Below are 26,619 nucleotides of genomic sequence, written 5' to 3'. Positions count from 1 at the left end.
GAAAAATGAAGGATCCACGCCCGAATGGTCGTGATGCGTCAGAACGAGCAGTCGGTGGCGCGTCCCGCCCAACCACCCTTGAGGAACCGCACCACGGCGCAGAACACATCCTCCGACGAAGAACCCGCCGGCGCGGCGACCGATGTCGTACCACCGGGTGCGGCAACGGATTCCGCGGCCGCCGATGCCATCGGAACGACGAGTCCCGCGGTCACTGCGGCAACGATAAGAAGATTCTTCATCAGGTGTCCTTGTCAGTGTGCGGATATGGCACCTTCGAATCTATTCCCCGGGCCGGTTCGGCACTATCGGGCAAGTGCCCTACGCCCGCACGCGCATGGTCCTGCGGCGCAACAGTTCTCCCGCGGAAAGTCATTGACCTTGCAGTCAGTTGACAGGCACATCCCAGAACGCGAGTTCATGGCGCATGCCGGTCAGGAACAGCTCCTCGGCATTGTCGCCGCCCGCTTCGTCGAGCATCTGGGCGCAGCGGGCGGTGAGCGCCGCGAAGCCGGGATCGGCGTAGGTGTCGATCCAGCGCCGGTAGCGCGGATCGGGGGGTGGATTCGTCGCCAGGATGGCGCCGAGCGTCGAATAGCCCCACATGCAGGGGTATAGCGCGGCCAGGCCGTCTGCGTAGTTCGCGGCCGAATCCAACAGGAACGCGGTGTATTTCGTACACGGTTCACCCTTGACCGCGCCGTCGAGATCGGCTCCGAACTCCGCGGCCAATCCGCGGTGCAGGGTGAGTTCGTCGTGGAAGGTGGCGTGCGCGAGGTCGACCAGATCGCCCAGGTGTGCTGCGGGCGCCTGCCAGGCCAAGCGTGAGAAGACGCGGACATAGTCGAGCAGGAACAGATAGTCCTGCTCCAGCCAGGACCGGAACACCGGTTCGGCGAGCGTGCCTTTCGCGATCCCCGCCACGGTCGGGTGCGCCAGTTGCTCCTCGACCAGTGGTCGGCCGAGCTGCTCCAGATGAGCGGCAAAACTCATGCGCGAATTCACTCCTGCTCTCCCGACTGCGATGGGTGGTGTCCGCGCATACGGCGGAAGATCAACGACCCTAGCCGATCAGACGACGGTCGACCACGCGCCGAAAATCGTTTGCGTCGCCGACCGGCTATTTCTAGGGTGGGCAGCCATGTGCAGCTTCCAATTCTTCGTGCGGGTGCGTTCCAGCCGGGCTCTGGCCCGCTAGTCGTCGCAGGTAGACACGTACCCGCGTCGGCAGGCGCGCCCAGGGCCCTTCGAGAGCCGTCTATTTCTCGAGGACCCGAAAGGGCATGTGCTGTGGCGCAACGCTTTTCTTCCCGCAATTCCGGATATCAGGACTACTCGCACACTCAGGGCAAGGTCGGCACCGGTGGTGGGCATACACCGCGAGACCGGGCTCGCCGTGAGCTCTCGCAGAACTTCCTGGTGAACCGGCAGGCCGTCGAATCGATTATGGAGGTGGCGAATCCGCGTGGACTCGTACTCGAACCCGGTGCGGGCGAGGGTGCGCTGACCCTCGCGCTGGCAGACCGCGCCGCAGAGGTGATCGCGTACGAGCTCGATCCGCTCCCTGCGGCGAAACTCTCCGCGCGCACTCGCACGCGACCCGAAATCCGCGTGGTGCGAGGCGATTTCCTCCGTGCCCGAGCACCGCGTACCCCGTTCGCGGTGGTCGGCAATATCCCGTTCTCGGCGACCGCCGAGATCGTGGATTGGTGCCTGAACGCACCGGCGCTCACCTCGGCGACCCTGCTCACGCAACTGGAATACGCCCGCAAACGCACCGGTGACTACGGCCGCTGGAGCCTGCGCACGGTGTCGACCTGGCCGTGGTTCACCTGGGAACTGCGGCATCGGGTGTCGCGCAACGCTTTTCGCCCGGTGCCTGCGGTCGATGCGGCGATCCTGCGCATCGACCGCCGACCACGACCGCTGGTGGCCGATCGCGCATCCTTCGAGCAGCTCGTCCGATTGGGCTTCTCCGGGGTCGGCGGTTCGATCGACGCGTCGCTGAAAACCCGCCATTCACGGGTGGATTCGGCCCTGGCCGCCGCGGGCATCGCGCCCGGCACGGTGGTGGCATACGTCCATCCGGACCAATGGGTAGCCCTGCACGCGGCCCTCACCGGACCACCGCCCCGGGCGTAGCGCAGCGCCAGTTCATAGTCGATGCGGTCGGGGTGCGTCGCGGCATTCGATGGCTGGATGCGTAATACGCCGGGCCGATGTGCGTCTGCGGCTGGTTTGGCCCATTGCTAAGTTGCGGACTCGGGTTTTCCAGCAGCGCGCAGGAGGCGCAGCTGCCCGATTTCGGCGGCGTTTTTCATCAGCTCGATGTTGGCCCACGCGATCGCGTCGATAACGGACTTTTCCCGAGTCAATCGGCCAGGGAAACCCGATCGGCGCTTCGAGGTCGGAGTCGGTGAGATCATCGAGGATCTCCAGCCATTGCGAACGCAGCTCTCGTAACCAGTCGGCGACCGCAGCGCTGGGTCCCGGCCACAGTATGGCGTCCCGGTCACGCGGGATGTGGTGTCGCACATGATCGATGGTGACAGTCCACCACCAGCCGATATGCCAGGTGATCCACCCGATGGTCGGCACCGGGATCGGGTCCGGTTCGGAGTCCTCCCAGTCGGGAACCCAGTGGCCGAGGTAGTCGTGACGAAGAGTCCATGAAAGCTGCACGGGTGCCCACAGGAAGTCGTCAACTGCGAGTCGTTCCAGGTGGTAGTCCAGCAACGACCATACGACGTCGAATTGCGAGCGGAGTACCGCGGAGCGCGAGGTGTCCATATCGGGGCATATTGCCTAGTGATCTTGAAGTCCCACAACCCGATTTCACACGTGACATCCCGTCCACGAAGCGCACTGAACTGCTGCGCTATCGGGGCGGGTTCGTGTGGACGATATATCGATTAACGATATATATGTATTGACAAACGATATTCCCTGACCGTACGTTGGGTGCGTGAACCGAGGCTCAGCGGTTTTTCTGCAGGTGGTCATCGCCCTGGTTGGGCTCGCGGCCCTCGCGATCCTGCTCGGAGAACCTCATCTCGAGGGTAGGAACGCGCACGCCACGCTCACCGAGATCTACTTCCACGATCCGTTCCTGGTGTGCGCGTACATCGCATCCATTCCGGTCTTCGTTGCGCTGTATCACACGGCGAAGTTCACCGGATACGCCGGGAGGAATCGCGTTTTCGCGCCCGCGGCGGTGAAATCCCTACGGGCCATTCGCCGTTGCGCGATCGCCGTCATCGGATGTGCGGTGGGATTCGAAATCTATCTTGTCGCTTCCAACGGCTCCGACGATCGGGCGGGAGGCGTCGCGATCGGTCTGCTGATCATGTTCATCGCATCGGTGATCGCCGCGGGCGCGGCCTTGTTCACGCGGATCGTGCAGCACGGCGTGGACCTGCAAACCGAGAACGATCTGACGGTGTGACGAGACGATATGGCAATCGTAGTCAACATCGACGTCATGCTCGCGAAGCGAAAGATGACCGTCACCGAACTGGCCGAGCGAGTCGGAATCACGATGGCCAACGTGTCCGTGCTGAAAAACGGTAAGGCGCGGGCTATTCGGTTCTCCACATTGGACGCGATCTGCGAAGCACTGGAGTGTCAGCCGGGCGACATCCTGGAATACAAGAAGACCTGATCCCTTCGAAAGGTCAGCGGGTCGAACATCGCTCGGCTTGCGCCGCTTGACCCTGACGTGGCGTGAGGGCGCATGGTGAGGAAGTGACTGGATGCGGTGCGGCGGAACACTATCTGTTGGAGATCGAATGGCCCGAGCGCCGATAGGACTGGGTGTTCTCATCTGCTGTCTGCTGGTCGCCGCGGGAACAGCACCCGCTGGTGTGGTGTCGGCGCTGGCAATCGCCGTCGTGATTATGGGCGTCCTCACCTATTTTCGGTTACGCCGGACAACGCCCACTCGACGTGGGCGAACCAGCGCCGAGAACAGCAATCCGTGAAAAGACGTACCGGTCAAAGTGCCTGTATCGGTTCGGATGCCGGCGCAAACTGGTTGTGTCCCTTCATGAATCGGCACTGGAGTACGCCATGCTCGTTCTTACCGATCACAGCAAATCCGGCAGCACGGAGACCTTTCCGCAGAAGGACTTCATCGAGGGGGCGAAGATGCTGGCGGACAGGGTCGATCCGCCCACCAAATCGGCTGGGACGCTACACAAGTTGCTCACCGTCGTGGTCCAGGTCGCCATCGAGGACACCGAGAACACCTACACCGAACAAGACGTCGCCTACGCATACCGCAAACTGGTCCGGCTGGCCAAGGCGCGGGTGACGAAATGGCAATCCGATTCCGCCGCATGTGATTTGTTCTTGGCGGACAAGGAAGAGAACGGTCGGCGTGCCGGCTGGCTGAGCAAGGTCCAGCGGGAGCAGGACAAGCGGCTCGACAAACTCGAGCAGAGCGATTTCGTGGTGTTCACCCGCGGCACCGATCCGACGCAGGCGCTCAACATCATGACCTACGAGACCTTCGGCGGTGTATGGCCCGGTCCGCAGCGCACCGATAAGCCGACCGAGGAGCAAGCGGGCGTGCAGACCGGTTTCGGCATCAAGTCGACGAGTCAGGGGCGGCTGGAGGAGTGGTCGCTAGGCACCCTGGATGGTTTCTCGACCGGCGGATACATGCTCATCGCGGCGGCGAAACCGACCTCGGTGCGGTTGCCTCCGGTGAAGGTGCGCGGCGCGGGGGAGAGCGGTGTCACCGGGTTCGCCGATCAACGCCTGCTCGGTGTCGCGATCCTGAAGGCCGGTCCCAAATCCACCGCCGATCCGCTGGAACGGGCGATCGAGGGCGTGATGAAGCAGGGGCAGGATAACGCGGCAAGCGCCTTGCGCGACGCCATCCTGCATCGCTGACGGTCCGGCACACCGACTGAGCCCATCTGTAACTGCCTACTGTCCCGCTGTCCAACCGGCCGCTGTGTTGCCGGTTGGACAGGCGACTATCTCAGGCGCAGACCGATGTCGGCGACACACACTCAGGCCGGGTCGGGCAGGTGGATCGAGGCGAGTTTGGCCGGATCGACCACGATATGAATCGTGGTGATCCGCCCCGCGGTGACGCCAAAGGCGATGACCGACAAGACAGTTCCGTCGGAACGCCAGGACATGTGCCCGGGAATGCCGTTGACCAGCACGGGCCGGTGACGGGCGACCTCCCCGGAGAACATCCGGGCACCAGCGGCAACCTTGGTCGCACCGAGTGTGACCACCACTCCATCGGCAGTGTCCACGGTCAACTTCACGTTCGGATCGAGCACGCGAAGTAGTGCCTCGAAATCCCCACCCCGGACAGCGGCCTGGAAGGCGTGGACGACCTCTCGGTGTTCCCGACCGCTACCCGTCTGCCGATCTCCGGCGTGGACTTTGCGGCGCGCGCGACTCGCGATCATCTTGGCGGCGTCGGTGGATTTGCCCAGGATCTGGCCGATTTCGTGGAAAGGGATTGCGAACATGTCATGCAGCACGAACGCCAGCCGCTCACTCGGGGTGAGCGAATCGAGCACGACGAGCAGCGCGAAGCCGACCGAATCAGCCAGCGCCACTTGCTCATCCGGCGTGAGGTCGTCGTCGGGCGTCACCACGAAGTCCGAAAACTCCTGCCCGTAGGTGGTTTCCGGGCGGGCCTGACGCGACCGCAGCAGGTCCAGGCTGATCCGGCCGACGACGGTGGTCAGCCAGCCTGCCAGGTTGTCGATGCTCGCTGTGTCCTGACGGGCGAGACGCATCCAGGTCTCCTGCACCACGTCCTCGCTGTCGACGTGCGAACCCAGCACGCGGTACGCGACCGCGCGCAGCCGATCGCGCTGGGCTTCGAACGTCTCGGTGACGACGTCGGAGGGACGGGTGGTCACGGCTTGCGCTGCTGACGAAGCGAGATCCGATTGCCGTCCGGGTCCGTCGCCTCGGCGCGAACCCCGAAGGGATAGTCCTCGGGTTCGGACGTATCGAAGGCGACGCCGCGTGCGCGCAGGATCTCGAAATCCTTTCGCAGATCATCGGATTCGAGGATGAGCGGACCGGGCGCGGCCTGCCGACCCAACGCGGCCGGCTGTCCTGCGGCCGCCGCGTGCGGCCACAGGATGATCTGCACCGGACTGTCCGCAACACCGACGGTGAGGAAACGCCCGTCCGGCCCGGCGACGTCGATCCGCTTGTCCAGGCCGAGTCGCTCGGTGTAGAACTCCAGCGCGCGGTCCTGATCGGTGACGTAGATCGTCACGTACATGATGTTGGTCAGCATCTCGTTCTCCATGTGCTCGTCGAGGTGACGACCGTCGAATTCTGTCGTCGCACCTATGACGAGGGCTCGCCGGGGAAGGTAACAGGACCGTTCGCTGACGTGGTTTGCTCATCCCGTGCTCGACACGCCACCGCTGTCGATCTCGGTTGCCTTCGCTAGCCTCGGTGATTGTGCCGACGTCATTTCCCCTGATCGATCCGTATGCTGACGGTCTGCTCGAAGTCGGTGACGGTAATCGCGTGTACTGGTGCACCAGCGGCGATTCCGCCGGTCGACCGGTGCTGGTGGTGCATGGCGGCCCGGGCAGCGGCAGTAGCGCGCGGGCGCGGAAGTCGTTCGACCCGAACATCTTTCGGATCGTGCAGTTCGATCAGCGCGGATGCGGGCGCAGCGTTCCGAACGCCGCCGATCCGGACACGGATATGGCGGTGAACACCACCGAGCACCTGATCGGCGATATGGAGCTGCTGCGCATCCATCTCGGCATCGACCGCTGGTTGCTGTACGGCGGCTCCTGGGGTTCGACGCTCGCCCTCGCATACGCCCAGCGATATCCGGAGCGAGTCACCGGCATGGTGCTGATCGGTGTCACCACCACGCGCCGCCGCGAGATCGATTGGCTGTACCGAGGTCTGGCGCGGCTGCTGCCCGCGCAGTGGGAGCGATTCCGCGCCATGGTCCCCGGTGACGGTGACCCGGTCGAGGGCTACCGTCAGCTGCTCGAACACCCGGACCCTGCCGTGCGCCGCACTGCCGCGGTCGAGTGGTGTCGCTGGGAGGACGCTGCCATCGCACACGAATCCCAAGGCAGCCCAGGCCAATACAGCGCCAAACCCGACGCCGAGATGCTCACCTTTGTCCGGATCTGCACCCACTACTTCGCGCACGCGGCCTGGCTCGAAGAAGGAGTCCTGCTCCGCGAAGCCCATCGGCTGACCGGGATCCCCGCCGAACTCATCCACGGCCGCCTCGACCTGAGCGCCCCACTCGAAACCGCCTGGGACCTCGCTCGGGCCTGGCCGGACGCCCGCCTGCACATCATCGACGGTTCCGGCCACACCGGCAGCCCCGCGATGGGCGAAGCACTCGCCCGCGCCATCGCCCGCTTCGCCGAGCCCAGTACCGACCGGTCACCCTTGAATTCGAAGCCCGAATGACAACGGGCAGAGATCATCTCGGCACGCCGAAGATACTGACGTCGGCGTAAGACATTTTGTGCCAGGCGATTGTCCAGGAATTGGCTTTTACCAGGTCAGATGCGCTGACAGTGATCGCACGGCATATCCAAAGCTATTGGCGATCAACGCATTCGCGCGAAATTCGCCGCTCGGCTGTTACATACTTGTGGCGAACTGGACACATGACACTCAGGAGTCTGCGATGCCCGAGTCCGACTACCCGAGCTCGGTGCCGGTAGGGGTGGACACCACCCGTGCCAGCATCGCCCGGGTTTACGATGCCTTCCTCCACGGGAAGGACAACTTCGAGGTGGATCGGGAGGTGCTGGCGCGAGTGCAATCCGTTGCGCCCCAGGCCACCGACCTGGCCTGGGCCAATCGTGACTTCTTGATTCGGGTGTGCCGCTTCCTGGTTCGCAATGCGGGGATCGACCAGTTCCTCGATCTCGGGTCGGGGTTGCCGACGGCGGAGAACACCCATCAGGTGGTGCAGCGCGTCGATCCCGATGCGCGCGTGGTGTACGTGGACAACGATCCGATGGTGCTCGCGCACGGTCGGGCGTTGCTGGCCGAGAACAACAAGGCCACCATCTCCACCGCGGATATCTTCCAGCCGCTGGAAGTGCTGAAGCACCCATCGGTTACCGAGCATCTGGATTTTACTCGGCCGCTGGCGCTGCTGCAGGTCGGGACGCTGCACCATTACCTCGGTACGGACGCGCCCGAGATCATGCAGACCTATATCGACGCACTGCCGTCCGGATCGTTCGTGGCGATCTCGCACTTCTTCGATCCGAAGGATCCCGAGGAGCCCGAGCTCAGCGAACTGGCGGTGAACATGGAGGACAAGTTCATTCACAGTCCGATGGGCAGCGGGCGTTTCCGCACCCGCGAGGAAATTCAGGCCATGTTCGGTGATCTGGAGATGATCGAACCCGGACTGGTGCTGTGCGATGACTGGTGGCAGGACGGTCCGCGGCTGACCAATCTCAGCGCGGTGCGGCATTGCATCGTCGGCGGCGTCGGCCGCAAGCGGTAGCCCGAAGGTATCGGGCCGGGGGATCGGTCAGCCTGCGGGCGTACCGATCCCGGCCTGCTCGAGGATGCCGCGCAGTTGCGAAAACGCCTGCGCGACAGTCGATAACGATGAGCTCGGCAGGTTGCTGCCGAGCAATTCGGTCAGGCATTCGGTGAAGGTGTCGTCCGTCGCTCGCACCAGGCGCATGCCGTCCTGGGTCAGTGCCAGCAGCGACGATCTGCGATCCGCGGGATTAGGTTGTCGCGCAACCCATCCCTGCTGCTCCAAGCGATCGATGCCCTTGCTGATCGCTCCCACGCCCGCGGCGAATTCGCTCGCGAGGTCGGCCACCCGCGCGCCCGGATGATCGCGTAGGAACCGCAGGAATTCCAGCTGAGAGGTGACGATCCCGTGCCGTTCGCGAAGGCGATCGTTGAGCGCGTTGTACAGCCGAGTCTCGCACCGGACCAGATCGGAGAACAATCTCGGCAGGTCAACGGCCTCGCTCGCTGATATATATTCCATGGCATATAGTGTATTGGAAGATACTTCTTAGGAAGGTGCATATGAGCAGGGAGCAACGCGCGCAGATCGACACACTGCTACGTCAGCCTCGACCGGCCGGACCTCGATCGGTCGAGGAGATCCGCACGGGATTCCGGGCGCTGATGGCCCAGATGAACGTGCCGAGCGAGATACGCACTCGGCCCACCACCCTCGGCACCCGGCCCGCCGTGCTCGTCGAACCGACGAAAAGCGTGCGCCCCGGGACGATCCTGTATTTCCACGGCGGTGGTTTCGTCAGCGGCTCACCCGAGACCGCGATGTCGCTGACCGCGAACCTGGTGACCCGCACCGGATTTCGAGCCGTATCGGTGGATTACCGGCTCGCACCCGAACATCCGTTCCCGGCCGCGATCGAGGACACCCTCGATGCCTACCGAGCCCTGCTCGACAGTGGCGAAGACCCCTCGGCCATCGCCTTCGCCGGTGACTCCGCGGGTGGGGGACTGACCATCACCACCTGCCTGGCCGCTCGCGATGCCGGATTGCCTGTGCCCGCCGCGATCGTGGCGTTCTCACCCGGCCTCGACGCGACGCGCACCGGCGACAGTATGCGCACCAAAGCGGGCATCGATCCACTGTTCACCCGCGAAAGCCTCGACCACAACGGCGCGATGTACGCCGCGGGCCAGGACCCGCATCAGCCGCTGCTCAGCCCGGCTGTGCTCGCCGACCTCAGCGGCTTTCCGCCGCTGCTGCTCCAGGCGGGTAGCAATGAAATGCTGCTGGACGATTCCACCCGCTTGGCCGAGCGCGCCCGCGCCGCCGGGGTGGATGTCATCCTCGACATCACCGCCGACGTACCGCACGTCTTCCAATCCTTCACCGGCACACTGGATGAAGCCGACCAGGCACTGGACCGCGCGGCGCTCTTCCTCGTCCAGCACCTCGGCAGTTAGTCGAACGCGTCGGGGACGGTGGACAACAGCAGTTCGAGGAACTGCTCGGGACCATCGGCGAGCACATTGTGCCGAGCCGCCATCACATGTACATGCCACTCCGAATCCTCTTGCAGCCGTTGATAAGTCGAGGTGAACGGACTGTGGTCGAACTGCGCCGCGTACACGTAATCCTTGCGCCGGAAGGTGCGCTCGGGTCCGATCAGCCGCAGGCGCTGAACCACCGACGCCAGTGGATGCGGTGTGGCGCGGGGGTCGAAGAACGGCAGCGGTGCGATCCCGATTCCATCATCCGAGGCCCCGTCGATGTACCAGGCGCGTTGTTCATCGTTGGTGAGATTCCATGCGGCGTCACCATTTCCGGGAACGAAGGCGTCGACGTACATCAGAGCGTCGATCCGCTCACCCACCCGATCGGCCACACCAGTCACGACCATGCCCGCATAGCTGTGTCCAACCAGGATGACATCGTCCAAGCGCTCATTCTCCAACAGCGCCAGCACATCACGGATGTGCGTATCCAGATTCACCGAGGCGTTGAGCAGATGCGCCCGGTCCCCGAGCCCGGTCAACGTCACCGCGTATGCGGTATGCCCCAACTCGCGCAGCCGCTGAGCGACCGGCTCGAACCACCAGCCACCATGACATGCGCCAGGAATCAGAACGAACGTGCTCATCGCGCCCACTCCTCTGTCGTCTTCGGACCGATGGTGACTATTCTCGGCTATCGATCAGACGCCCTGCATCGGCTGGTGCGCAAAGGGTTTTGCGCGGGGGTGGCTGAAGATCTGTAGCAGGCAACCGGAATCGCTCGTATGCAAACGCAGCCGATAGTCGCCGTAGCCTGCGGGCAGCGGCGGCAGCTCGTGGCGGGCTCCGGCTAGTTCGCACAGATACACCCCGCCCGCGTGGAATCGAGAGCTCAGCTCGGCGATGTGAGGGTAGGAGCGATCGGGCCCGGGATCGTCGAGTGCGGTGACCACCGTAACCGCGATCTCGCCGTCGTCGATCGGCGACCAGCACAGCGCCGCACCGGGGACGGCGTCGATCGGACCGGCGGAAGTGGCGTAGGGCGGGATCGGGAGAATCTCGCCGATCTTGTTCGGCCATTCGAGCAGGAAGAACTGCCCGGCGCGGATGCGCAGCACGAATTCGTGTTGCTCGGTACCTTCGCGCCGATCCGGAGCATAGTAAGCGGGAATATCGCTGATGCCTCGTGTGGCAAGGTATTTCGTGTATTCGGCGTCGGTGATCCGTCGCGTGCGATCGACGATGCCGGGAACGTCTCCCGGCTCGGGGTACTCCTGTTGGCCCATCACGGCGAAACCGCGCGCCGGTTCGACGCGGTCGGGTTTGTGCCACCTGGACACCTTGAGCATGCCGCAGGACCGGCAGGCGATCCGGCTGATGTTGATCGTGTGCCCGGACTCGTCGATCTCGGTATCGGTCACCACGAGTCTGTCGCGGTCGGGAAAGTCATGGCGGTCGCCGCATTCGTCGAAGATCAACGCCATCGCCATATCGTGACGACTGGGGAATTGCACGCCGATCACCCTCTCGGTCGGGACAGTAGTGCGCGGCCGCGCTCGGGAGTCAGCGTCGCGGCCAGGATCGGATCTGCCAGCAGCGCGATCGGCGCGATGTGGTCGGGCGTTCGCGGCCGCCACCGCACCAGCGCCGCGCCCACCGCTTCCCACAGCGCATCCGGATCGTCGGCATGCTCACGCAAAGCCTGCCGGATCAGCGCATTGAATTCCGGATTCCCGAACTCGAGTTCGGCACCGCCGCGCCGCAGCCGGGCCTGATACTCACCGATGACCAGATGCATCCGCTCGTCGAGCATCGCCGTCTGCAGGACCGTGCTCTGGTACGGGCGCGCGTTCGCGGCGTGATCGGCGAACAGCATCGGCAACAGTTCCGCGGTGAACAGCGGATCGTCGCGAAAATTGGCGAATCCCGGTGCCGCGGCGACCCATCGGCGCAGCGACTGCGTGGTGTCCATGCGTTCGCGATTGAGGAACATCTGGAGTTGCGCCCGCAGTACGGTGGCGCGGTCACGCCCGAACTTCTCGGCCTCCTCCAGCAGCTGTGCCGCCGCGTCGACCGCACCGGCGAGCGCGGCGGCGCGGGCCTGCTCGACCGCCGTATCCCAGTCATCGCGAGTTTGGCCCTCGGGCTGGTCGATATTGTGGAATGTGGCGTAGAGGTCTTCCATCAGCGCGGTGAACGACGCGAACCTCCGGGGACCATCGCTCCAGGAGGACAGGATGTAGGCGGCCCATTCCCCCTCGGCGTCGACATCACCCGGATCGAGGAACAGGATCTGCGCGTCGCCCTCCCGCGAGATCAGCAGTCCACGGCCCAGCGGATTGCCGTCCTCGGCAGCCGGATTCTCATCGAAGAGGTCCTTCCACGACTCTTCCCAGAACGGTTCGATATCCCGCAACCACCCGATATCGGACGTGTCCCGCATCTGGTCGACGAAAACCCCCGCATGCCGCCAGCCATCGGTCGTCAACAAAAATTCGCGATACGACGGCGGCAATGTCCGCCCGATCCGCCCCTCGGCCGCCGCGATCGCCTCCTCACTCGCCGGTGCGAACCCGAGCCACCCCTCGCGCAGGATCTCCGGATCCTCCTGCCCGGGTTCGCGGCTGCGAATCCACTCCTGACTCCAGCGCGACAACCACGGTCTCCAACTCATGGTCGAGCACTGTGCCAGAAGGGTCCGACATGCTTGCTTCGAATTGCTGCCCCGCATCTGACAATAGGCACCGACGCCCTGTCGGAGGCCCCTGACACGATGGCCGAATGCGGGATGAGATGGAACGACCGCCTTCAACCATGGTTTAAGTCGAACCGATCAGTGACTGCCGTTAGCTGGACCCGCCGGTGAGCTTGCAGACCTGCGCGGTGGCCGACCCGGACAGTACTACCGATTCTTTACAGTGGTTCGCGCGCACCTGAAACCCGGGTCTGGTGCTCCGGGCGGGGATGGCCGATTCGCTTGGGGGATAGGCGGATCGGCCACCTCCGGGATCAGAGATCGATCACGACCTTGCCCCGGACATGTCGGTCCGCCTGGAGTTCGACGGCCGTGCGGATGTCGTCGACGGGGAAGGTCGCGGCGATGGGTACACGCAGACGGCCGGCGGCGATCAGTCGCGCTATGTTGTCGAGCGCATCGGGTGCGGCGTTGGCTCCGTTGGCAGCCGGGATCCCCTCGATGACGGTCGCGATGGTGCAGATGCGATTGTCCGGAACTCCGAGTTCGCGAGCCGCGTGCACGGTGTCGGTGCCGTGCAGATCCAATGCCGCTGTGACGGTGCCCATTTCGCGGACCCGGTCGGTGAGGCCGTCGCCGTATGCGACCGGTTCCGCGCCGAGGTCGCGCAGGTACTCCGCCGTCGACGGCGAACCGGTCCCGATGACTCGCGCGCCCGCGATTCGTGCCAACTGCACAGCGAACACCCCGACTCCGCCGCCTGCGCCGCCGATCAGCACCGTGTCCTGCGGACCGAGGTCGAGCACATCGAGAGCGGCGGACGCGGTACTGCCCGCGATCGAGAGCGTGGCGGCGGTGCGATCATCGACCCCGTCCGGGGTGTGATGAGCGACCCCGCTCACGATGTTCCCGTCCGCGTCCACCACGACGAAATCGGCGATCGCCCGGGACAGCGCCGTCCCGAACACCCGGTCACCCACCGCGTAACCACTTACCCCCGTACCGATTTGATCGACAACACCCGCGTAATCGGTCCCGAACCCGACGGGCAAGCTCAATCCGAACCGAGCCGCAGTCTCGGCATCCGCGGTCATCACCCAGTCCATCGGATTCAACCCGGCCGCCGTGACCCGAACCCGGAGCTGCCCATCTCCCGCCTGAGGTTCAGGCACATCCTGAACGGTCAATACCTCAGGGCCACCGAATGATTCGAGCCGAACGGCCCGACTCGCGTCAGCCCGCCGTCCACCATTGTGCTGTTGCATTTTCGCCGTCTCCTCGCGTTCGTGGAGCAATCGGACCAAGCCATTCTCGCCGCCATCGATCATTGCAGGATCGACAACCCGTGAACGAACGACACGACAAATCGGTCAGCAGACCGAGTGCCATGCCGCAGTCGGCGGTGAGCTGGGTAATGGCCGGCCGCCGAGATCGACTTCACGAGGTGTATCGGGTCAGGCTTCGCGGGGGAGCAGGCCCTGGGTCAGGTTGGTGACGACCTCGTCGAGCAGTTGCTCGGCGGCGTCCGGGGTGACCATTCCGGAGATGACGAAGCTGGCCAGGCCCTGGAGCGATACCGCGACGGACATTCCGATGCGCAGGGGATCGCCCGCGACGATCTCGGCGCGTGCCTGTGCCTCGGCGGTCAAGGCCACGGGTACCGCGAAGGCGTGTTGTACGGCGGTCGCCATTTCCGTGCCCGCGGTGGGGCTGTGTTTGCGGGTGAACATCAGCGTCAGCAATGCCGGATTGTCCACGGCGAAGCGCAGATACGCGCGTGCGAGGCGGTGGAAGCGTTGCACGAACGGGCCGTCGGCGTCGGAGGCGCGAAAGGCTGCCCCGAGTCGTTCGAAACCCGACTGCGCCAGCGCGTCCAGCAGCGCCTGTTTGTCCCGGAAGTGGCGACTGGGCGCGTTGTGGGTGACGCCCACATCGCGGGCGAGCTGCCGTAGTGAGAGCTGGTCCGCGCCGGTTTCGCGCAGCGTCTGCTCGGCACGCTGGAGCAACTGCTCGCGCAGGTCGCCGTGGTGATACGAACGGGAGGTTGTCATGACGGTTGCAGCGTATCAGCAATGTGGGCATTGACCACTTTGTGGGCAGTGTCTACATTGGCGGTATGTCGAAAAACAACTGGACTGCACAGGATCTACCGCGCATGGACGGCCGTACCGTCGTCGTCACCGGGGCCAACAGCGGGCTCGGACTGGTGACCAGTAGGGAACTGGCCAGAGCTGGTGCACGGGTTGTGCTCGCCGTGCGCGATACCGAACGCGGGGCCGCCGCGGCACGCGAGATCGGTGGTGTCACCGAGGTTCGCGAGCTCGATCTCGCCGATCTCGGCTCGATCCGGGAATTCGCCCGGCGCTGGTCCGAGCCGATCGATGTGCTGATCAACAACGCCGGAATCATGATGGTCCCCGAGGGCCGCACCGCCGACGGTTTCGAGCGCCAGTTCGGCACCAACCACCTGGGCCACTTCGCCCTCACCGCGCTGCTGCTCCCGCACCTCACCGATCGCGTGGTCACGGTCTCCTCGCAGGCGCACCGCCGCGGCCACATCGACCTGGCCGACCTGAACTGGAAGACGCGGCCCTACAGCCCAAGTGGTGCCTACGGTCAGTCGAAACTCGCCAATCTGCTGTTCACCCTCGAATTGCAGCGCCGCCTCACCGCGGCGGGCTCCTCGCTGCGCGCGGTTGCCGCTCACCCCGGCTGGGCGGCGACGAATCTGCAGAACCACACCCAGAACCCGATCGCGGACTTCGCAATGTCCGTGGGCAACAAGCTGATCGCTCAAAACGCCACCGCCGGTGCCCTGCCGACCTTGTTCGCCGCCACCCAGGACCTGCCGCCCGCTGCCTACATCGGCCCCGACGGCTTCTACGAATACCGCGGCTACCCCACCCTGGTGGGACGCTCCCATGCCGCATCGAATCCCGAACTCGCACAGCAACTCTGGCAGCAGTCGGAGAAACTCACCGGCATCACCCTCTCATCGCTCGCCACGTAGCCGCTCGCCACAGAGACGCACATCATGCTCGAGGCTGCGGGCTCAGCGACTTGCCGTACCAGATCTCGGCGTAGTCGCCGGTGTTGTACGCCGGGATCTCCGCGTAGCCATGGCGGCGGTAGAGGGCGCGGGCTTCGACCAGATCCAGTCGGGTATCGAGGACGACCCGGGTGGCACCGAGGGCGGTGGCGGCGGTTTCCGCCGCGATCAGCAGATGTTGTCCCCCACCGGTTCCGCGCCATTGCGGCCGTACGAACACCCGGGTCAGTTCGACGACATCGTCGCCGAGCGCTCGGAGACCGGCGCACGCGGCAGGTTCGCCGTCGTATCGGCCGAGCAGGAACAGGCCGCGGGGTGGAATCAGATCGTCGGCCGAGTCGGCGGCGAGTTCCCGTTCGAGTTCGGTCGGTGTCGATCGGCGGCCCAGATGTAGCAGGCGATAGCGGTCGGCGACCTCGACGTAGTACTCCCGCAGCAGAGCGGCGGCTTCGGAGCGTCGCACCGGGGTCGGGGCAACGACCCAGCCTGGATGTCCCTCCGAGTTATGGGTCACGGTCGCAACACCTTTCGAGCTAGTCGACCACCGGCAGTGTGGGCGACCAGATTCCGGTGGCAGTGCCGTTCTCGACATGTTCACGGTAGGTGGCGACCTTGCCTCTGATGATGTCGAGGCTTTCGGTCAGGTGGCTGATTTTCTCCCGTACCGCCTTTTCGTGGGATTCCAACAGCGCGAGGCGTTCTCGCTCGTTACCCGGCCCTGACCGGACCAGCTGAGCGAACTCCCGCAATGTCGCGATGGGCATGCCGGAACCGCGTAAACGATTGCATAGCAACAACCATTCGACATCGAGCGAGTCGAAGGTTCGTTGTCCGCCGGTGGTGCGGGGGATCGGGCGTAGGAAGAGTTCCTCGCGTTCGAAGAACCGTAGTGCGTGTACGCCCAGACCGGTGGCCTTCGCTACGTCGCCAATTGACAGACCGTTCGTGTGACCCATCGGCGCTCCCATAGCTTGACCTAGATTGCACTCTAGATTTTAGTTTGGGCCGCATGACTCTCACACGGCAGTCGCCGATCGGCTCGGGCCTGGGCGCGCACAGCACGGCTGACGATGTACTCACCGGTATCGACCTGACTGGCAAAACCATCTTGATCACCGGTGGATATTCGGGACTGGGCAAGGAAGCCACGATGGCACTCGCGCGCGCCGGAGCGCGAGTGATCGTGCCTGCCCGCCGCCCGGATGCCGCACGCGATGCGCTCGGCGGCATCGCCCGAGCGGAGATCCATGAACTCGACCTCGCCGACCTCGACAGCATCCGGATCTTCAGTGAGAGGGTGCTCGCGGCCGGTACGACGCTCGACGTCATCATCAACAACGCGGGCGTCATGGCCTACCCGCGGCGGCATCTTCCTTCCGGGTGGGAAGCGCACCTGGCCATCAACCACCTCGGACACTTCGCGCTGGTCAACCGACTGCGGCCCGCACTGGCCGACACCGGAGCGCGAGTGGTGTCGGTGGCCTCGTCGGGCCACTTCCTCAGCGATATCCTTTGGGACGAACCGCATTTCGAGCATGGCTACGATCACTGGCTCGCGTACGGTCAGTCCAAGACCGCGAACTCACTCTTCGCCACCCACCTCGACTCCCTCGGTGCGGGAATCGGCCTGCACGCCTTCGCGGTTCATCCGGGCAGTATCCTGACTCCCTTGCAGCGCAACATCTCCCACGACGAACACCTCGCCCAGGGCTGGATCACCGCCGAGGGCCGTCACGCCGAGGGCTTCAAAACTCGAGCCCAGGGTGCGGCAACGGCGGTGTGGGCGGCCACTTCTCCGCAATTGGACAACCATGGCGGCGCCTACTGCCAGGACTGCGATATCGCGAATCCGGCGACGACCGACGACATGCTCATCGGTGGTGTCAAACCCTGGGCCGTCGATCCCGAATCCGCCGCCCGCCTGTGGGATCTGTCGAGCGAACTCACTGGTCTCGACGGTTTTTCCTAACCACCGATGAGTTTCGGGTGGTTACATCGTCAAATCCTCTGAGTTGATCGAGAGAAGGAGTTCGATGTGACCAGGCCATTTCGATTCGGAGTTGTCGCGCCGATCATGACCGATCTGCCGACGTGGCGAGATGGCGTGCGCCGCATCGCCGACCATGGCTATTCGACGCTGCTGGTGCCGGACTTCCCGCTGACGCAGCCCGCGCCCGCCGCCACGCTCGCCACCGTCGCGGCCATGACCGATATCCGGGTGGGCACCTGGGTGTACGCCTCCCCGTTCCGCGCACCCTGGCTGACCGCGTGGGAAGCGCACTCGCTGTCGCTGTTGACCGAGGGGCGCTTCGAAATGGGTATCGGTACCGGGCGGCCGGGCATCGAGGATGAGTTGCGGGACAAGGGAATAGCCGATGTTCCGTCGCCGTCCGGGCGGCTGGCGCAGATTCGTGAGACCGTCGCGAGACTGCGCGAGCTCGACGGCCCGGAGCTGCGTACGCCGGTCGCCATGGCGGTATTCGGTCCGAAGGCGCGGGCGCTGGCGGCCGAGGTCGCCGATACTGTCACCTTCGTGCTGGGCGGCCATCCCCGTGACGAAGTCGCAAGGCTCGCAGCTGATTTCCGCGCTACCGCCGATGTCGAGCTCGCTTTAGCGGTGCCGGTGGTCGGTGACACGGTTGCGCCGCATATGGCGGGTCCCGGCACCGACCCCGCCGAGTGGCGCGCGGCGGACGCGATGACCGTGCTCCCCGAGGACCCGGCGGCCGCCATCGAGGAGATCCAGCGCCGGCGCGAGGAGAACGGCTTCTCCTACTTCGTCATCGGCGCGCACGTCGCCGACAAATTCGCACCGGTCGTCGCCAAGCTCGCCGGACAGTGATCAGTAGGCAGGGTAGCCCTGCCTACTCGCGGATCCTCATCGAGTTCTCATGCGGCAGCAGGGTTTTCGAGGACGATGGCGACGCCCTGGCCCGAGCCGATGCAGACCCCGATCGCCCCGTACCGCGCATTGCGTTCGCGCAGTTCGGTGGCCAGGGTCAGGACGTAGCGCGCGCCGGTGGCGCCGAACGGGTGACCGATCGCCACCGCGCCGCCGTTCGGTGTGAGCTTCTCATCGGGAATGACGAAGCCGCCCAGCTGATTCGGCAGTTCTCGCAGTACGCCGAGCGCTTGAGCGCTGAACGCCTCGTGCACTTCCCAGATGTCGATCTGCTCGGGTGTCAGTCCGGCTCGTTTGAGCGCCAAGGGCAGCGCCCATGCCGGAGCCAGACCCATGTAGAGCGGGTCGATCCCGTACACCGCGGACGACACCACCCGCGCCAGCGGTTCGACCCCGAGCTCAGCGGCCCGTTCGCCCGAGGCCAGCACCAGCGCGCTGGCCCCGTCGGTCAGCGGCGTCGAGTTCCCGGCGGTCATCTGCGTCGTCCCCGGCTGCGGGGGCAGCGCGGCGAGGCGTTCGGCCGTGGTGTCGTCCCGGATGAACTCATCGTGTTCGAACAGCCGCGCGGGCGTCTTGCGGGTTCCCGGAATCTCGACCGGCATGATCTCCTTGGCGAGCCGTCCGGAATCCCTGGCCGCCTTGGCATTTCGCTGCGTGCGGAGCGCGAACGCGTCGATCTCCTCGCGGGTCAGCCCATAGCGGTTGGCCACGTTCTGGGCCGTCTCGATCATTCCGATGTAGGCATTGCGCGCCAGCAGCGCCGGATTGGCCGGACCGCCCGCGCCCGCCCACATGGTGTCGAGCAGGATGACCGGCCCGCGCGGACCGAACGGGGTGTCGCCCTTCATGTACGCCCAGCCCGACCGCGACATCGATTCGACACCGCAGGCGATCCCGACGCCAAGGTCTCCGGCCTTGATCGCGTGCGCGATATTGACCGTCGCGCTCAATGACGATCCGCAGAATCGGTTGATCGTCGCACCCGCGACCGTGTCCGGGAAGCCCGCCGCCAGTGCGGCCCACCGCGCGACATCGCCCATGCCCTCGTGGGCCGGATTCACGCATCCCGCGACAATGTCCTCGATCTGATCGAGTCCCACGCCGACTCGCTCGCACGCGCCCTTCATGGTCATCCCGAGCAGGTCATCGGCCCGAATATGCGAGAGTGAACCCCCGTATTTGGCGAACGGGGTCCTGACTCCACCGAGCACGAACGCATCCGTCATCACGATCTCCTTCGACAGGGTCCTGCGTGTCCGCCAGGATCGATCTTGGCGCTATCGATCTTGCCAGTTCCGCCGACGCGCGGTGCGGTCAGTCTTCGATGCCGAGGATCGTGGCCGCGTCCGCATCGGCGCCGTCGGTGACCTCGAGCCTCAGGTGGGCGAAGGCCGGGGCCAAGGCCGCGAGCTCGGTGGGCCGGTCGCCCTCGATGTCGTGCTTGTGGATGTACACGCTGCGCAGGGTCAACGATTCGAGCTGAGGCAGCAGCGGGGACTCGGCGAGAGTCACGAGGGTGTCGTAGTCGTCGGTGTCGAACTCCGCGGCACCCAGGTCGAGATGGCGCAGCGCGGGGAACCCGGCCGGATCCAGGCCGCCCAATTGCTCACCGGGACAGACGGTGCCGAAGACGTCCGGACCGATCTCCAGCGTCAACGTCCGAAGGCTCGCCAGCTTGGCGGGGAAAACCGCGCCGTCCGCGAAAACCGCACCGCGCATGCGCAATTCGGTGAGCTCGGGCAGTGCATCGCCATTGATGTCGTCGAAGAGCAGGCCACCTTCGGCGGTGAGTTCGCGCAGTGCGGGCACCGCAGCCCAGAGGTTGTTCGCGATGTCATCCACGAATCCCTCGTGCAACCACTCCAGCGGATCGATCCGGCCACCGGTGGAGGTGGTGGCGGGCTCGAACAGGTCCTCGAAGTCGTGGCCGAAGTACAGGGCGGTCAGCTGTTGGCGGCGGAGCCCGGCCAGCGCCCGCGCGGCCCGGCGCGCGGAGTGGTGAAAGTCGGTCAGGTGCAACTCGAGTCGGCGCAGTTCGGCCGAGGCGGGGTCGGTGAGCAGCGCCTCGATCAGCGCGGCCTCCCACTGCTCCGGGTCGCTCGCGTCCGCGTCGAGCTGTTCCACCAGCGTGCCGCGCACAGCGGTGGTGTGCGGTGATAGCCGGAATACGGCCTCCTGCAACCGGTTCCCGGACCAGGTGAGCTGCCAGGAGCTGTCGGCAGCCAAAGCTTCGAAGTCGATCACGGCGGCATAATAGTTGGCGCATACGACATTTCACGCACACGAGCCTTCGTGCACGGCAATCGATGTGTGGGCTAGAGCTCTTCCGCCAGCTCTTGCTCCCGGATCGTGGCCAAAGCTATGGCTTTGTCGAACGTCCCGGTGAGTACCGCGCGCCGCTGGGCCTTGAATTCCTCACTGGGCCCGAGTTCATCGATATACCCGTCCCACACCCGCAAATACCGCTCACGCCATTCGCTGAGCACCGCCACCGACGGAATGTTCGCACCAACCCGCGCGGGTTCGACCAGCTGAACAAGGATTTCGAGCCATGCGGGCACCATGTCCCCGCCCCACTCATCGGGCTCCAGTGCGGTGTCATCGGACGGGTCCTGGAACTGTTCGGCGATATTGCCGATGATGTGATCGGTCAACTCCCCGAGACCGTCCGCGGCGGTATCGCTGTCGAAATTCCCCGGACCCCATACACCCATGACAACCTCTCCGGCCGAACGCTTTTGGCGCAGGCAGCGTATCAACACCTCGATTCACCGCCGCGCGCCGCATCCGGACGGTCGTACGGTGGAACGATGACTGTCGATATGCACGGCCAGCGCCCGACAGCGGCCACTGCCGCAACCGATCAGGATTCCGTTCCAGCAGAGATCGCGAAGGTGTTCAGCGATCTCGAAGCCGCGCTTGTGGCAAAGGATGCCGAGGCGTTCGACAGTGTGTTCACCGATGACGTCGTTTTCATCAATCCGGCGGGTGCGATCTATTCGAACTGGGATGAATTGCACGCCTATCACTCGGCCGCGCTACGGAACAGCCCGGATGCCGAGGCGCACTACACGATTCTGGCACTGCGATCTCTTCCCGGTGGACACGCGATCGTCAATGTCGAACAGACCCTGCGCACTCCGGATTTCACGGTAACCAACCGTGGGACATGGGTTTTCACCGAACGAGATGACCGCTGGTGGGTCTGTTCGGTGCACAATACGAATGTGGCCGGCAGCGCCCGAGCCTGAAGCTACTACCTGTGCAGTAGTCGGCGGATCTCCTTATCCGGATACGGGGTCTTCCTGCTCGTTTGCTGAAACGCACGCGTGAACACCGACATTGCTGCGGCGACCGGCGCGTGGCGGGTCAGGACTTGGGCGGCGCCCTCGGGGATGCCCTCTGGCTCCTTACCCTCGGCGATGGCGCGTGCCATCGCGGCGCGTGCCTCCCGGTCCTGCGGGCCGTACAGGGCGTACAGCAGCCAGTTCACCAGATAGGTGGCCGTGAAGCCGCGGTCATAGCTTCGGTTCTGCTCGAAGAACACCGTCTCCCGCGGCGAGAGGTCGAACCCTTCGGAGAGCGCGAGGCCGTAGTCGGCGAAATAGAGCCGTCGGCCGTCGGTCAGGACGTTCCAGAAATGCGCGTCCATGTGCAAAAGCCCGCGGCTGTTCATGAACGAGACTCCCTCGGCCAGTTCTCGTTCCACCATGGCGCAGGCTCGATCGGTGGCCGCAGCACCGGACTCGATCTGTTCGTTCAGCCACTCGTGCAGGGTCTGCGGGATGTACTCCAGGAACAGCGCGATACTCGCCGACGAATCCCGCAGGGCCTCGATCCGATGGCGTATCTGAGGTCGGTCGTTCCAGTAGGCGACGGCGCGATCGATATCGGCGAGTTCGGTCGGCAGCGGTGTCGTGTCCGGCAGTACCCGCCAGTGGTACATGAGCGGAAATCCCTCATGTTCGCCCGCGAGCACCCAATCGGTCGTCATGGTGTGCACGGCGAGTTCGCGCCACGCGCCGAAGCCCGCCCCACCGATGAGGCCGACGCCGTAGTGATGGAACATCGGCAGCTCGAACAGGTTCGCCGTGGACCGGACATGCTCGGGTCGGCGTTCGAGATCGGTGAGCGGCACACGCTTCACGAAGACCGGGGTTCCGGCGATATCCAGCAGCGCTGACTTCCCACCGATACCGGCACCGAGCGGTGCGGCCGCATCCACGAGTTCACGCAACGCGTCATCGCTGTGCAGCGCAAGAGCCGTGGAGACAGCGCTATGGGTGCGCAGTCGCGCCGAGGGCCTAGGCAACGGGCGGGGATCGGTCCGGGCCTGCACCCGGCGGCCATCGTGGCTTGTCCCCATAATCGCACTCTAGTTTGCGAATTCCGAGGATTGCCGTTCGTCCGGAGCGAGCGATGACCGCTGAGGCAGGATCGGCAGGGGTTGATACCTTCACTCGGCGTGGATGATTCGCTGAATCGTCCCTGCCGTCACCGAGCTGTCCGCTGTCTCGAACTGGAAACCACAAGGCATGTTGGATCGTCCCGCCCATATCCCCGCCGCCATTACCCAAGTCCCGCTCACCTTCCCGTGGACCAATCAGATCTCGATGCGCCTCGACGACTTCGACGGTGTACCAGCACATCTGGGGGTCGCGCTGGCGAAGATCAGTTACAAAGGCAGACTGGCTCTCGCGCTGGCCAGTCTGGAATGGGTGGTGTGGCGGCTGTCCGGCTGGATCGATGTGCGGGACGCGTTCGAGCGACTCGAGGCCGCCTGGGCGTTGCAGGTGTCGGTGTCCGAGGTACGCGATCTGGGTCTCGAGAGTGTGCGTGATGACCTCGGTGTGCGCGGCAACCCTGCGGGCCCGTTGCAGGAAGCGTTGATGCGTCTGGAGATCCTGGATTTGATGTTCCGGAAAGGCAAGCCGCAGTTGAGCACCAAGTCCGGCTTGTGCGCGGTGCTCGCATTGCATGTGCTGCCCGCCGACAGCGGATTCGAGGACTGGCTGGAGAAGGCACTGGTGGCGCTGGCGGTCACCGATCCATGCGCACCCGACTTCGATCGGCGTGCCCTGCGCTTCGATTACAGTGGCGAGGCCGCGGTACCGCGTGCGTGGTTCGAGGATCCGACCACCCCGCGTGATTCGGAATCCGCTGCGGCCCAGTGGGATTCCTTCTTCGCCACCGCCCATGCCGGGAACAACCCGTATCTCGTGCCCGTCGTCCTAGCCTGAGTTTGTCCGCCCGGATCGGTAATGTCTGCCCGGTGACCGACGCTACCGACCTGATGCGGATGTATCTGGCTGACCCGGACCAGCCGTTCCCGCCTGTCGAGCTCGCGGACCCGTCCGGACTGATCGCTTTCGGCGGTGACCTGTCGCCCAAGCGGCTGCTGGACGCCTATTCCGCGGGCATCTTTCCCTGGTACAACCCCGGCGAAACGATCCACTGGTACTGCCCGGACCCGAGGAGCATTCTCATTCCGACCGATTTGCGGGTGAGCAAATCCTTTCGGAAGTCCGTCGCGGCAGCCGATTACGCGGTGACGATGGATCGCGCGTTCGCCGACGTGATGTCGAATTGCGCCGGACCGCGGGCCAAAGAGGCCGGGACCTGGATCGGCTCCGATATGCAGGCGGCCTACCTGGAGCTGCATCACCTCGGCCATGTCCACTCGGTCGAGGTGTGGCGCGACGGTGAGCTGGTCGGCGGCCTCTACGGTGTCGCGCGCGGGCGCTCGTTCGCCGGTGAGTCCATGTTCTCCCGCGCCCGCGACACCTCCAAGGTCGCGCTGTATTGGCTCTGTGCCCAATTGGCCGCGTGGGAATTCGCGCTGATCGATTGCCAGGTGACTACGAGTCACCTCGGTTCGCTCGGCGCGGTCGACGTGCCCCGCGCGGACTATCTTCGCCTGCACGCCGAGGCCGCCGCCCGTCCGGCCCTCCCTGGCCCCTGGCAGTTCGAGATCTCAGTTCCCAACTCTCCCAACCATTTACCAGGGTAGGGGACTCCCTTCCGCGTCCTTGCGAGGAGCGGAGCTGGGATGAGCGTGGATCGGACAGGGCGGCGAATCGGCTGGGGCTCAACGGAAATCGGCAAGGTGGTCGTTGACCCACTCTCGATAGGTGTGTGCGGGTGCGCCGGTGACCTCGGTGACGGTGGACAACACCGGTTCCGGCCGCGCGGTCATCTCGTCCATCTCGCGCAGCGCCTTGTCCACATCGTCGACCGGCATCCACTCAGCAGTCACCGCACGCATCTGATCCCTGGACATCTTCTCGAACCGCACCGGCACTCCGAGCGCGTCGGCGATAACCCGGGCCCGCTGTGGGGCGGTGAGTGACTCGGGGCCGGTCACCTCATAGACCGTCCCGGTACTACCCTCGAGCAGTGCCGCGACGCCCACCGCGGCGATATCCCGCTCGTGGATCATCGACCTGGCCCATTGGTCGTAGTGTTCGCGCACAACACCTTCCGTGCGAATCGACTCCGCCCAGCCGAGGTCGTTGCCCGCGAAACCGCCTGCACGCACGAAGGTCCAATCCGCCCCCGATTCCTCGATGAGCCGTTCGAGATAGCCGTGCGAACCGAGCACCGCACCAGCCCGCTCATCAGCGCCCCTGGCGGACAGGTACACAATGTGGCGGGCCTGCTCGGCCAGCCGCCCGATCACCGCGGGCGCGACCGCGTCCGCTGCCAGCGTCGGCCACACCAGGAACACACCATGCACTCCCTCCAGCGCGGCATCGAGACTGCCCGGGTCCGACAGATCGCCGCGAACGACCTCGACGCCCGGCGGAAGATCCGCCGCCTCCGGGCGGCGGACCAGCGCACGAACATCGACGCCCGCCTCATGTAGTTGGTTGACGGCCGCACGGCCGACCTTGCCTGTTGCACCGGTTACCAAGATCATGGACTCGATCCTGCTACCTCAACTAATGTTCAGGTCAAGACGTGCGGTCGATCATGGCTGAACGACTCGTGTACCTCAGGCCGGATGCCGCGGGATCGATTCGGAATGGGAAGTCTGAGGTCGACCGCCTGGGTTCCGGGCGGATTCGGGCTTGCTCCTGACGTAACGTCAGGTTTTAGCGTCGTCGATGCCGGCGCGAGGTGCGTCGGTGGAAGCGAGTGGAAGCGGATGAAGGTGCGGGGCAAGGTGTGGAAGGTCGGTGAGCTCGCGACCGAGGCCGGATTGACGGTTCGGACGCTGCATCACTACGACCGCATCGGACTGGTATGTCCGGCCGAGCGCAGCGGCACCGGGCATCGGTTGTACACCGAGGCCGATGTCGAGCGGCTGTATCAGGTGCTGGCACTGCGCCAGCTGGGTCTGAGCCTGGATCGGATCGCCGAGGTGCTCACGGGCGCGGTGGCGATGCCGCAGGTGCTGGCGACGCACCGCGATTACCTTGCCGCCCAGTTGGCCGCGACACAGGAGCTGCATGCCCTGGTGGCAAGGCTGGCCGCGACCGCGCAGAACCGCCCGCACATCTCCGCGGATCGCTTCCTGGAATTGATCAGGAGGACCGTCATGGTCGACGACATTCTCGAGCAGTACTTCACCCCGGAGCAGTTGGCGCAGCTCGCCCAGCGCCGGGAGGATCTCGGTGAACAGCAGATCCAGCGCGCCGAATCCACGTGGAGCGAGCTGATTCCGCAGGTCGATGCCGCGATCGAGGCGGGCATGGACCCGACCTCGGAGCGCGCTCAGCAGCTGGCGGCACAGTGGATGGGCTTGCTGGAGGAATTCCACGGCGGTGACGCCGGGCTGCGCGAGAGCATGAACCGGATGTACACCGGCGATGCGACCCAGGGCGAGGTCTGTGGCCCATCATCCGCGCAGCTCGCGTTCATCACGGCCGCGAATTCCGCACGCGGATAACCGATTTCGCAGGGCTGACCGGCGCGCGCTGCGTGCCGGTCAGCCCTGTCTGAAATGTCCGGAACTTCGGCGCATATAGTGCCGAACACGGCGATGGTCCCGGCGGAACA

The 26,619-nt window shown here is 65.0% G+C and carries 32 protein-coding genes; 14 read left to right on the top strand and 18 right to left on the bottom strand.

The window, feature by feature from the left end; all coding sequences use genetic code 11:
- Window positions 1-38: 38 nt before the first annotated feature.
- Together ACFC0O_RS20915 and ACFC0O_RS20910 are read right to left on the bottom strand one after the other, a co-directional pair.
- Window positions 39-242 (bottom strand): hypothetical protein, encoded by a 204-nt coding sequence (locus tag ACFC0O_RS20915; protein WP_375960207.1) that lies wholly within the window; start codon window positions 240-242, stop codon window positions 39-41.
- A 145-nt stretch (window positions 243-387) separates the two neighbouring features.
- Window positions 388-993 (bottom strand): TenA family protein, encoded by a 606-nt coding sequence (locus ACFC0O_RS20910; protein WP_375960205.1) that lies wholly within the window; start codon window positions 991-993, stop codon window positions 388-390.
- 297 nt (window positions 994-1,290) lie between these two features.
- On the opposite strand from ACFC0O_RS20910, the gene erm reads away from it, so the two are divergent.
- A complete protein-coding gene (gene erm, locus ACFC0O_RS20905; RefSeq protein ID WP_375960203.1) occupies window positions 1,291-2,142 on the top strand; it encodes an ErmE/ErmH/ErmO/ErmR family 23S rRNA (adenine(2058)-N(6))-methyltransferase in 852 nt (283 codons plus the stop codon).
- Window positions 2,143-2,154: 12 nt separating this feature from the next.
- On the opposite strand, the gene ACFC0O_RS20900 is transcribed toward erm, so the two are convergent.
- Window positions 2,155-2,790 carry a DinB family protein gene (locus ACFC0O_RS20900; protein ID WP_375960201.1) on the bottom strand — a complete coding sequence of 212 codons (636 nt, stop codon included), beginning with the start codon at window positions 2,788-2,790 and terminating at the stop codon, window positions 2,155-2,157.
- A 175-nt stretch (window positions 2,791-2,965) separates the two neighbouring features.
- Between ACFC0O_RS20900 and ACFC0O_RS20895 the strand changes: the two genes are divergently transcribed.
- From ACFC0O_RS20895 to ACFC0O_RS20885, 3 genes are all read left to right on the top strand, one after another.
- Window positions 2,966-3,445, top strand: a complete 480-nt coding sequence (locus ACFC0O_RS20895; protein ID WP_375960199.1) for a DUF2975 domain-containing protein — start codon at window positions 2,966-2,968, stop codon at window positions 3,443-3,445.
- 9 nt (window positions 3,446-3,454) lie between these two features.
- A complete protein-coding gene (locus tag ACFC0O_RS20890; RefSeq protein WP_375960197.1) occupies window positions 3,455-3,661 on the top strand; it encodes a helix-turn-helix domain-containing protein in 207 nt (68 codons plus the stop codon).
- A gap of 407 nt (window positions 3,662-4,068) precedes the next feature.
- Entirely contained in the window at window positions 4,069-4,896 is an 828-nt protein-coding gene (locus tag ACFC0O_RS20885) for a hypothetical protein (protein ID WP_375960195.1), read from the top strand.
- 122 nt (window positions 4,897-5,018) lie between these two features.
- Here the strand turns inward: ACFC0O_RS20885 and ACFC0O_RS20880 are convergent, their stop codons facing one another.
- Window positions 5,019-5,894: a sigma-70 family RNA polymerase sigma factor gene (locus ACFC0O_RS20880; RefSeq protein WP_375960193.1), complete on the bottom strand. Its 876-nt coding sequence runs from the start codon at window positions 5,892-5,894 to the stop codon at window positions 5,019-5,021.
- Window positions 5,891-6,283, bottom strand: coding sequence for a VOC family protein (locus ACFC0O_RS20875; protein WP_375960191.1), 393 nt, complete (start codon window positions 6,281-6,283; stop codon window positions 5,891-5,893). Before ACFC0O_RS20875 ends, ACFC0O_RS20880 begins: the two co-directional genes overlap by 4 nt.
- A gap of 170 nt (window positions 6,284-6,453) precedes the next feature.
- On the opposite strand from ACFC0O_RS20875, the gene pip reads away from it, so the two are divergent.
- Both pip and ACFC0O_RS20865 read left to right on the top strand, forming a co-directional pair.
- Window positions 6,454-7,440: a prolyl aminopeptidase gene (pip, locus tag ACFC0O_RS20870; protein WP_375960189.1), complete on the top strand. Its 987-nt coding sequence runs from the start codon at window positions 6,454-6,456 to the stop codon at window positions 7,438-7,440.
- A 223-nt stretch (window positions 7,441-7,663) separates the two neighbouring features.
- Window positions 7,664-8,500, top strand: a complete 837-nt coding sequence (locus ACFC0O_RS20865; RefSeq protein WP_375960188.1) for an SAM-dependent methyltransferase — start codon at window positions 7,664-7,666, stop codon at window positions 8,498-8,500.
- Between the two features lie 27 nt (window positions 8,501-8,527).
- On the opposite strand, the gene ACFC0O_RS20860 is transcribed toward ACFC0O_RS20865, so the two are convergent.
- Window positions 8,528-9,004: a MarR family winged helix-turn-helix transcriptional regulator gene (locus ACFC0O_RS20860; RefSeq protein WP_375960186.1), complete on the bottom strand. Its 477-nt coding sequence runs from the start codon at window positions 9,002-9,004 to the stop codon at window positions 8,528-8,530.
- A gap of 41 nt (window positions 9,005-9,045) precedes the next feature.
- Between ACFC0O_RS20860 and ACFC0O_RS20855 the strand changes: the two genes are divergently transcribed.
- Window positions 9,046-9,942: an alpha/beta hydrolase gene (locus tag ACFC0O_RS20855; RefSeq protein WP_375960184.1), complete on the top strand. Its 897-nt coding sequence runs from the start codon at window positions 9,046-9,048 to the stop codon at window positions 9,940-9,942.
- Here the strand turns inward: ACFC0O_RS20855 and ACFC0O_RS20850 are convergent.
- The 5 genes from ACFC0O_RS20850 to ACFC0O_RS20830 all read right to left on the bottom strand — a co-directional run bounded on the left by ACFC0O_RS20850 (window position 9,939) and on the right by ACFC0O_RS20830 (window position 14,718).
- Entirely contained in the window at window positions 9,939-10,619 is a 681-nt protein-coding gene (locus tag ACFC0O_RS20850; RefSeq protein WP_375960182.1) for an alpha/beta fold hydrolase, read from the bottom strand. The genes ACFC0O_RS20855 and ACFC0O_RS20850 overlap by 4 nt on opposite strands.
- A 54-nt stretch (window positions 10,620-10,673) precedes the next feature.
- Window positions 10,674-11,486, bottom strand: a complete 813-nt coding sequence (locus ACFC0O_RS20845; protein WP_375960180.1) for a hypothetical protein — start codon at window positions 11,484-11,486, stop codon at window positions 10,674-10,676.
- A 5-nt stretch (window positions 11,487-11,491) separates the two neighbouring features.
- Complete coding sequence (locus ACFC0O_RS20840; RefSeq protein ID WP_375960178.1) at window positions 11,492-12,646, bottom strand: SMI1/KNR4 family protein; 1,155 nt, start codon at window positions 12,644-12,646, stop codon at window positions 11,492-11,494.
- 335 nt (window positions 12,647-12,981) lie between these two features.
- Window positions 12,982-13,932 carry an NADP-dependent oxidoreductase gene (locus ACFC0O_RS20835; RefSeq protein WP_375960176.1) on the bottom strand — a complete coding sequence of 317 codons (951 nt, stop codon included), beginning with the start codon at window positions 13,930-13,932 and terminating at the stop codon, window positions 12,982-12,984.
- A 189-nt stretch (window positions 13,933-14,121) separates the two neighbouring features.
- Window positions 14,122-14,718 carry a TetR/AcrR family transcriptional regulator gene (locus ACFC0O_RS20830; RefSeq protein ID WP_375960174.1) on the bottom strand — a complete coding sequence of 199 codons (597 nt, stop codon included), beginning with the start codon at window positions 14,716-14,718 and terminating at the stop codon, window positions 14,122-14,124.
- Between the two features lie 65 nt (window positions 14,719-14,783).
- On the opposite strand from ACFC0O_RS20830, the gene ACFC0O_RS20825 reads away from it, so the two are divergent.
- Window positions 14,784-15,677 (top strand): oxidoreductase, encoded by an 894-nt coding sequence (locus ACFC0O_RS20825; protein WP_375960172.1) that lies wholly within the window; start codon window positions 14,784-14,786, stop codon window positions 15,675-15,677.
- A gap of 22 nt (window positions 15,678-15,699) precedes the next feature.
- Here ACFC0O_RS20825 and ACFC0O_RS20820 read toward each other — a convergent pair whose 3' ends face one another.
- Both ACFC0O_RS20820 and ACFC0O_RS20815 read right to left on the bottom strand, forming a co-directional pair.
- Window positions 15,700-16,230: a GNAT family N-acetyltransferase gene (locus tag ACFC0O_RS20820; protein ID WP_375960170.1), complete on the bottom strand. Its 531-nt coding sequence runs from the start codon at window positions 16,228-16,230 to the stop codon at window positions 15,700-15,702.
- 19 nt (window positions 16,231-16,249) lie between these two features.
- Complete coding sequence (locus ACFC0O_RS20815) at window positions 16,250-16,684, bottom strand: MerR family transcriptional regulator (protein ID WP_375960168.1); 435 nt, start codon at window positions 16,682-16,684, stop codon at window positions 16,250-16,252.
- A gap of 41 nt (window positions 16,685-16,725) precedes the next feature.
- Between ACFC0O_RS20815 and ACFC0O_RS20810 the strand changes: the two genes are divergently transcribed.
- Both ACFC0O_RS20810 and ACFC0O_RS20805 read left to right on the top strand, forming a co-directional pair.
- On the top strand, window positions 16,726-17,685 hold the full coding sequence (locus tag ACFC0O_RS20810) for an oxidoreductase (RefSeq protein ID WP_375960166.1): 960 nt from the start codon (window positions 16,726-16,728) through the stop codon (window positions 17,683-17,685).
- Between the two features lie 66 nt (window positions 17,686-17,751).
- A complete protein-coding gene (locus tag ACFC0O_RS20805; RefSeq protein ID WP_375960164.1) occupies window positions 17,752-18,558 on the top strand; it encodes an LLM class flavin-dependent oxidoreductase in 807 nt (268 codons plus the stop codon).
- A gap of 47 nt (window positions 18,559-18,605) precedes the next feature.
- On the opposite strand, the gene ACFC0O_RS20800 is transcribed toward ACFC0O_RS20805, so the two are convergent.
- The 3 genes from ACFC0O_RS20800 to ACFC0O_RS20790 all read right to left on the bottom strand — a co-directional run bounded on the left by ACFC0O_RS20800 (window position 18,606) and on the right by ACFC0O_RS20790 (window position 21,332).
- Complete coding sequence (locus ACFC0O_RS20800; protein WP_375960162.1) at window positions 18,606-19,844, bottom strand: thiolase family protein; 1,239 nt, start codon at window positions 19,842-19,844, stop codon at window positions 18,606-18,608.
- 88 nt (window positions 19,845-19,932) lie between these two features.
- Window positions 19,933-20,862 (bottom strand): hypothetical protein, encoded by a 930-nt coding sequence (locus tag ACFC0O_RS20795; RefSeq protein WP_375960160.1) that lies wholly within the window; start codon window positions 20,860-20,862, stop codon window positions 19,933-19,935.
- A gap of 71 nt (window positions 20,863-20,933) precedes the next feature.
- Window positions 20,934-21,332 (bottom strand): DUF4259 domain-containing protein, encoded by a 399-nt coding sequence (locus ACFC0O_RS20790; protein ID WP_375960158.1) that lies wholly within the window; start codon window positions 21,330-21,332, stop codon window positions 20,934-20,936.
- A gap of 96 nt (window positions 21,333-21,428) precedes the next feature.
- Between ACFC0O_RS20790 and ACFC0O_RS20785 the strand changes: the two genes are divergently transcribed.
- Window positions 21,429-21,869, top strand: coding sequence for a YybH family protein (locus ACFC0O_RS20785; protein WP_375960156.1), 441 nt, complete (start codon window positions 21,429-21,431; stop codon window positions 21,867-21,869).
- A 5-nt stretch (window positions 21,870-21,874) separates the two neighbouring features.
- On the opposite strand, the gene ACFC0O_RS20780 is transcribed toward ACFC0O_RS20785, so the two are convergent.
- Window positions 21,875-22,984, bottom strand: a complete 1,110-nt coding sequence (locus tag ACFC0O_RS20780) for a protein kinase family protein (protein ID WP_375960154.1) — start codon at window positions 22,982-22,984, stop codon at window positions 21,875-21,877.
- 169 nt (window positions 22,985-23,153) lie between these two features.
- Between ACFC0O_RS20780 and ACFC0O_RS20775 the strand changes: the two genes are divergently transcribed.
- Both ACFC0O_RS20775 and aat read left to right on the top strand, forming a co-directional pair.
- Window positions 23,154-23,858 (top strand): hypothetical protein, encoded by a 705-nt coding sequence (locus ACFC0O_RS20775; RefSeq protein WP_375960152.1) that lies wholly within the window; start codon window positions 23,154-23,156, stop codon window positions 23,856-23,858.
- A gap of 32 nt (window positions 23,859-23,890) precedes the next feature.
- A complete protein-coding gene (gene aat / locus ACFC0O_RS20770; RefSeq protein ID WP_375960150.1) occupies window positions 23,891-24,628 on the top strand; it encodes a leucyl/phenylalanyl-tRNA--protein transferase in 738 nt (245 codons plus the stop codon).
- A 78-nt stretch (window positions 24,629-24,706) separates the two neighbouring features.
- On the opposite strand, the gene ACFC0O_RS20765 is transcribed toward aat, so the two are convergent.
- Entirely contained in the window at window positions 24,707-25,537 is an 831-nt protein-coding gene (locus ACFC0O_RS20765) for an SDR family oxidoreductase (protein ID WP_375960148.1), read from the bottom strand.
- Between the two features lie 228 nt (window positions 25,538-25,765).
- Here ACFC0O_RS20765 and ACFC0O_RS20760 point away from each other — a divergent pair, with 228 nt between their 5' ends.
- The gene (locus ACFC0O_RS20760) at window positions 25,766-26,509 is read left to right on the top strand and encodes a MerR family transcriptional regulator (RefSeq protein WP_375960146.1); all 744 of its coding nucleotides are present in this window, start codon (window positions 25,766-25,768) and stop codon (window positions 26,507-26,509) included.
- Window positions 26,510-26,619: the final 110 nt, after the last annotated feature.

This window comes from Nocardia sp. NPDC056100 (genome assembly GCF_042266325.1).
In the GTDB taxonomy this organism is placed as follows: Bacteria; Actinomycetota; Actinomycetes; order Mycobacteriales; family Mycobacteriaceae; genus Nocardia.
The sequence above is the reverse complement of the archived record's forward strand: the minus strand, read 5'-3'. Positions and strand labels throughout refer to the sequence as shown.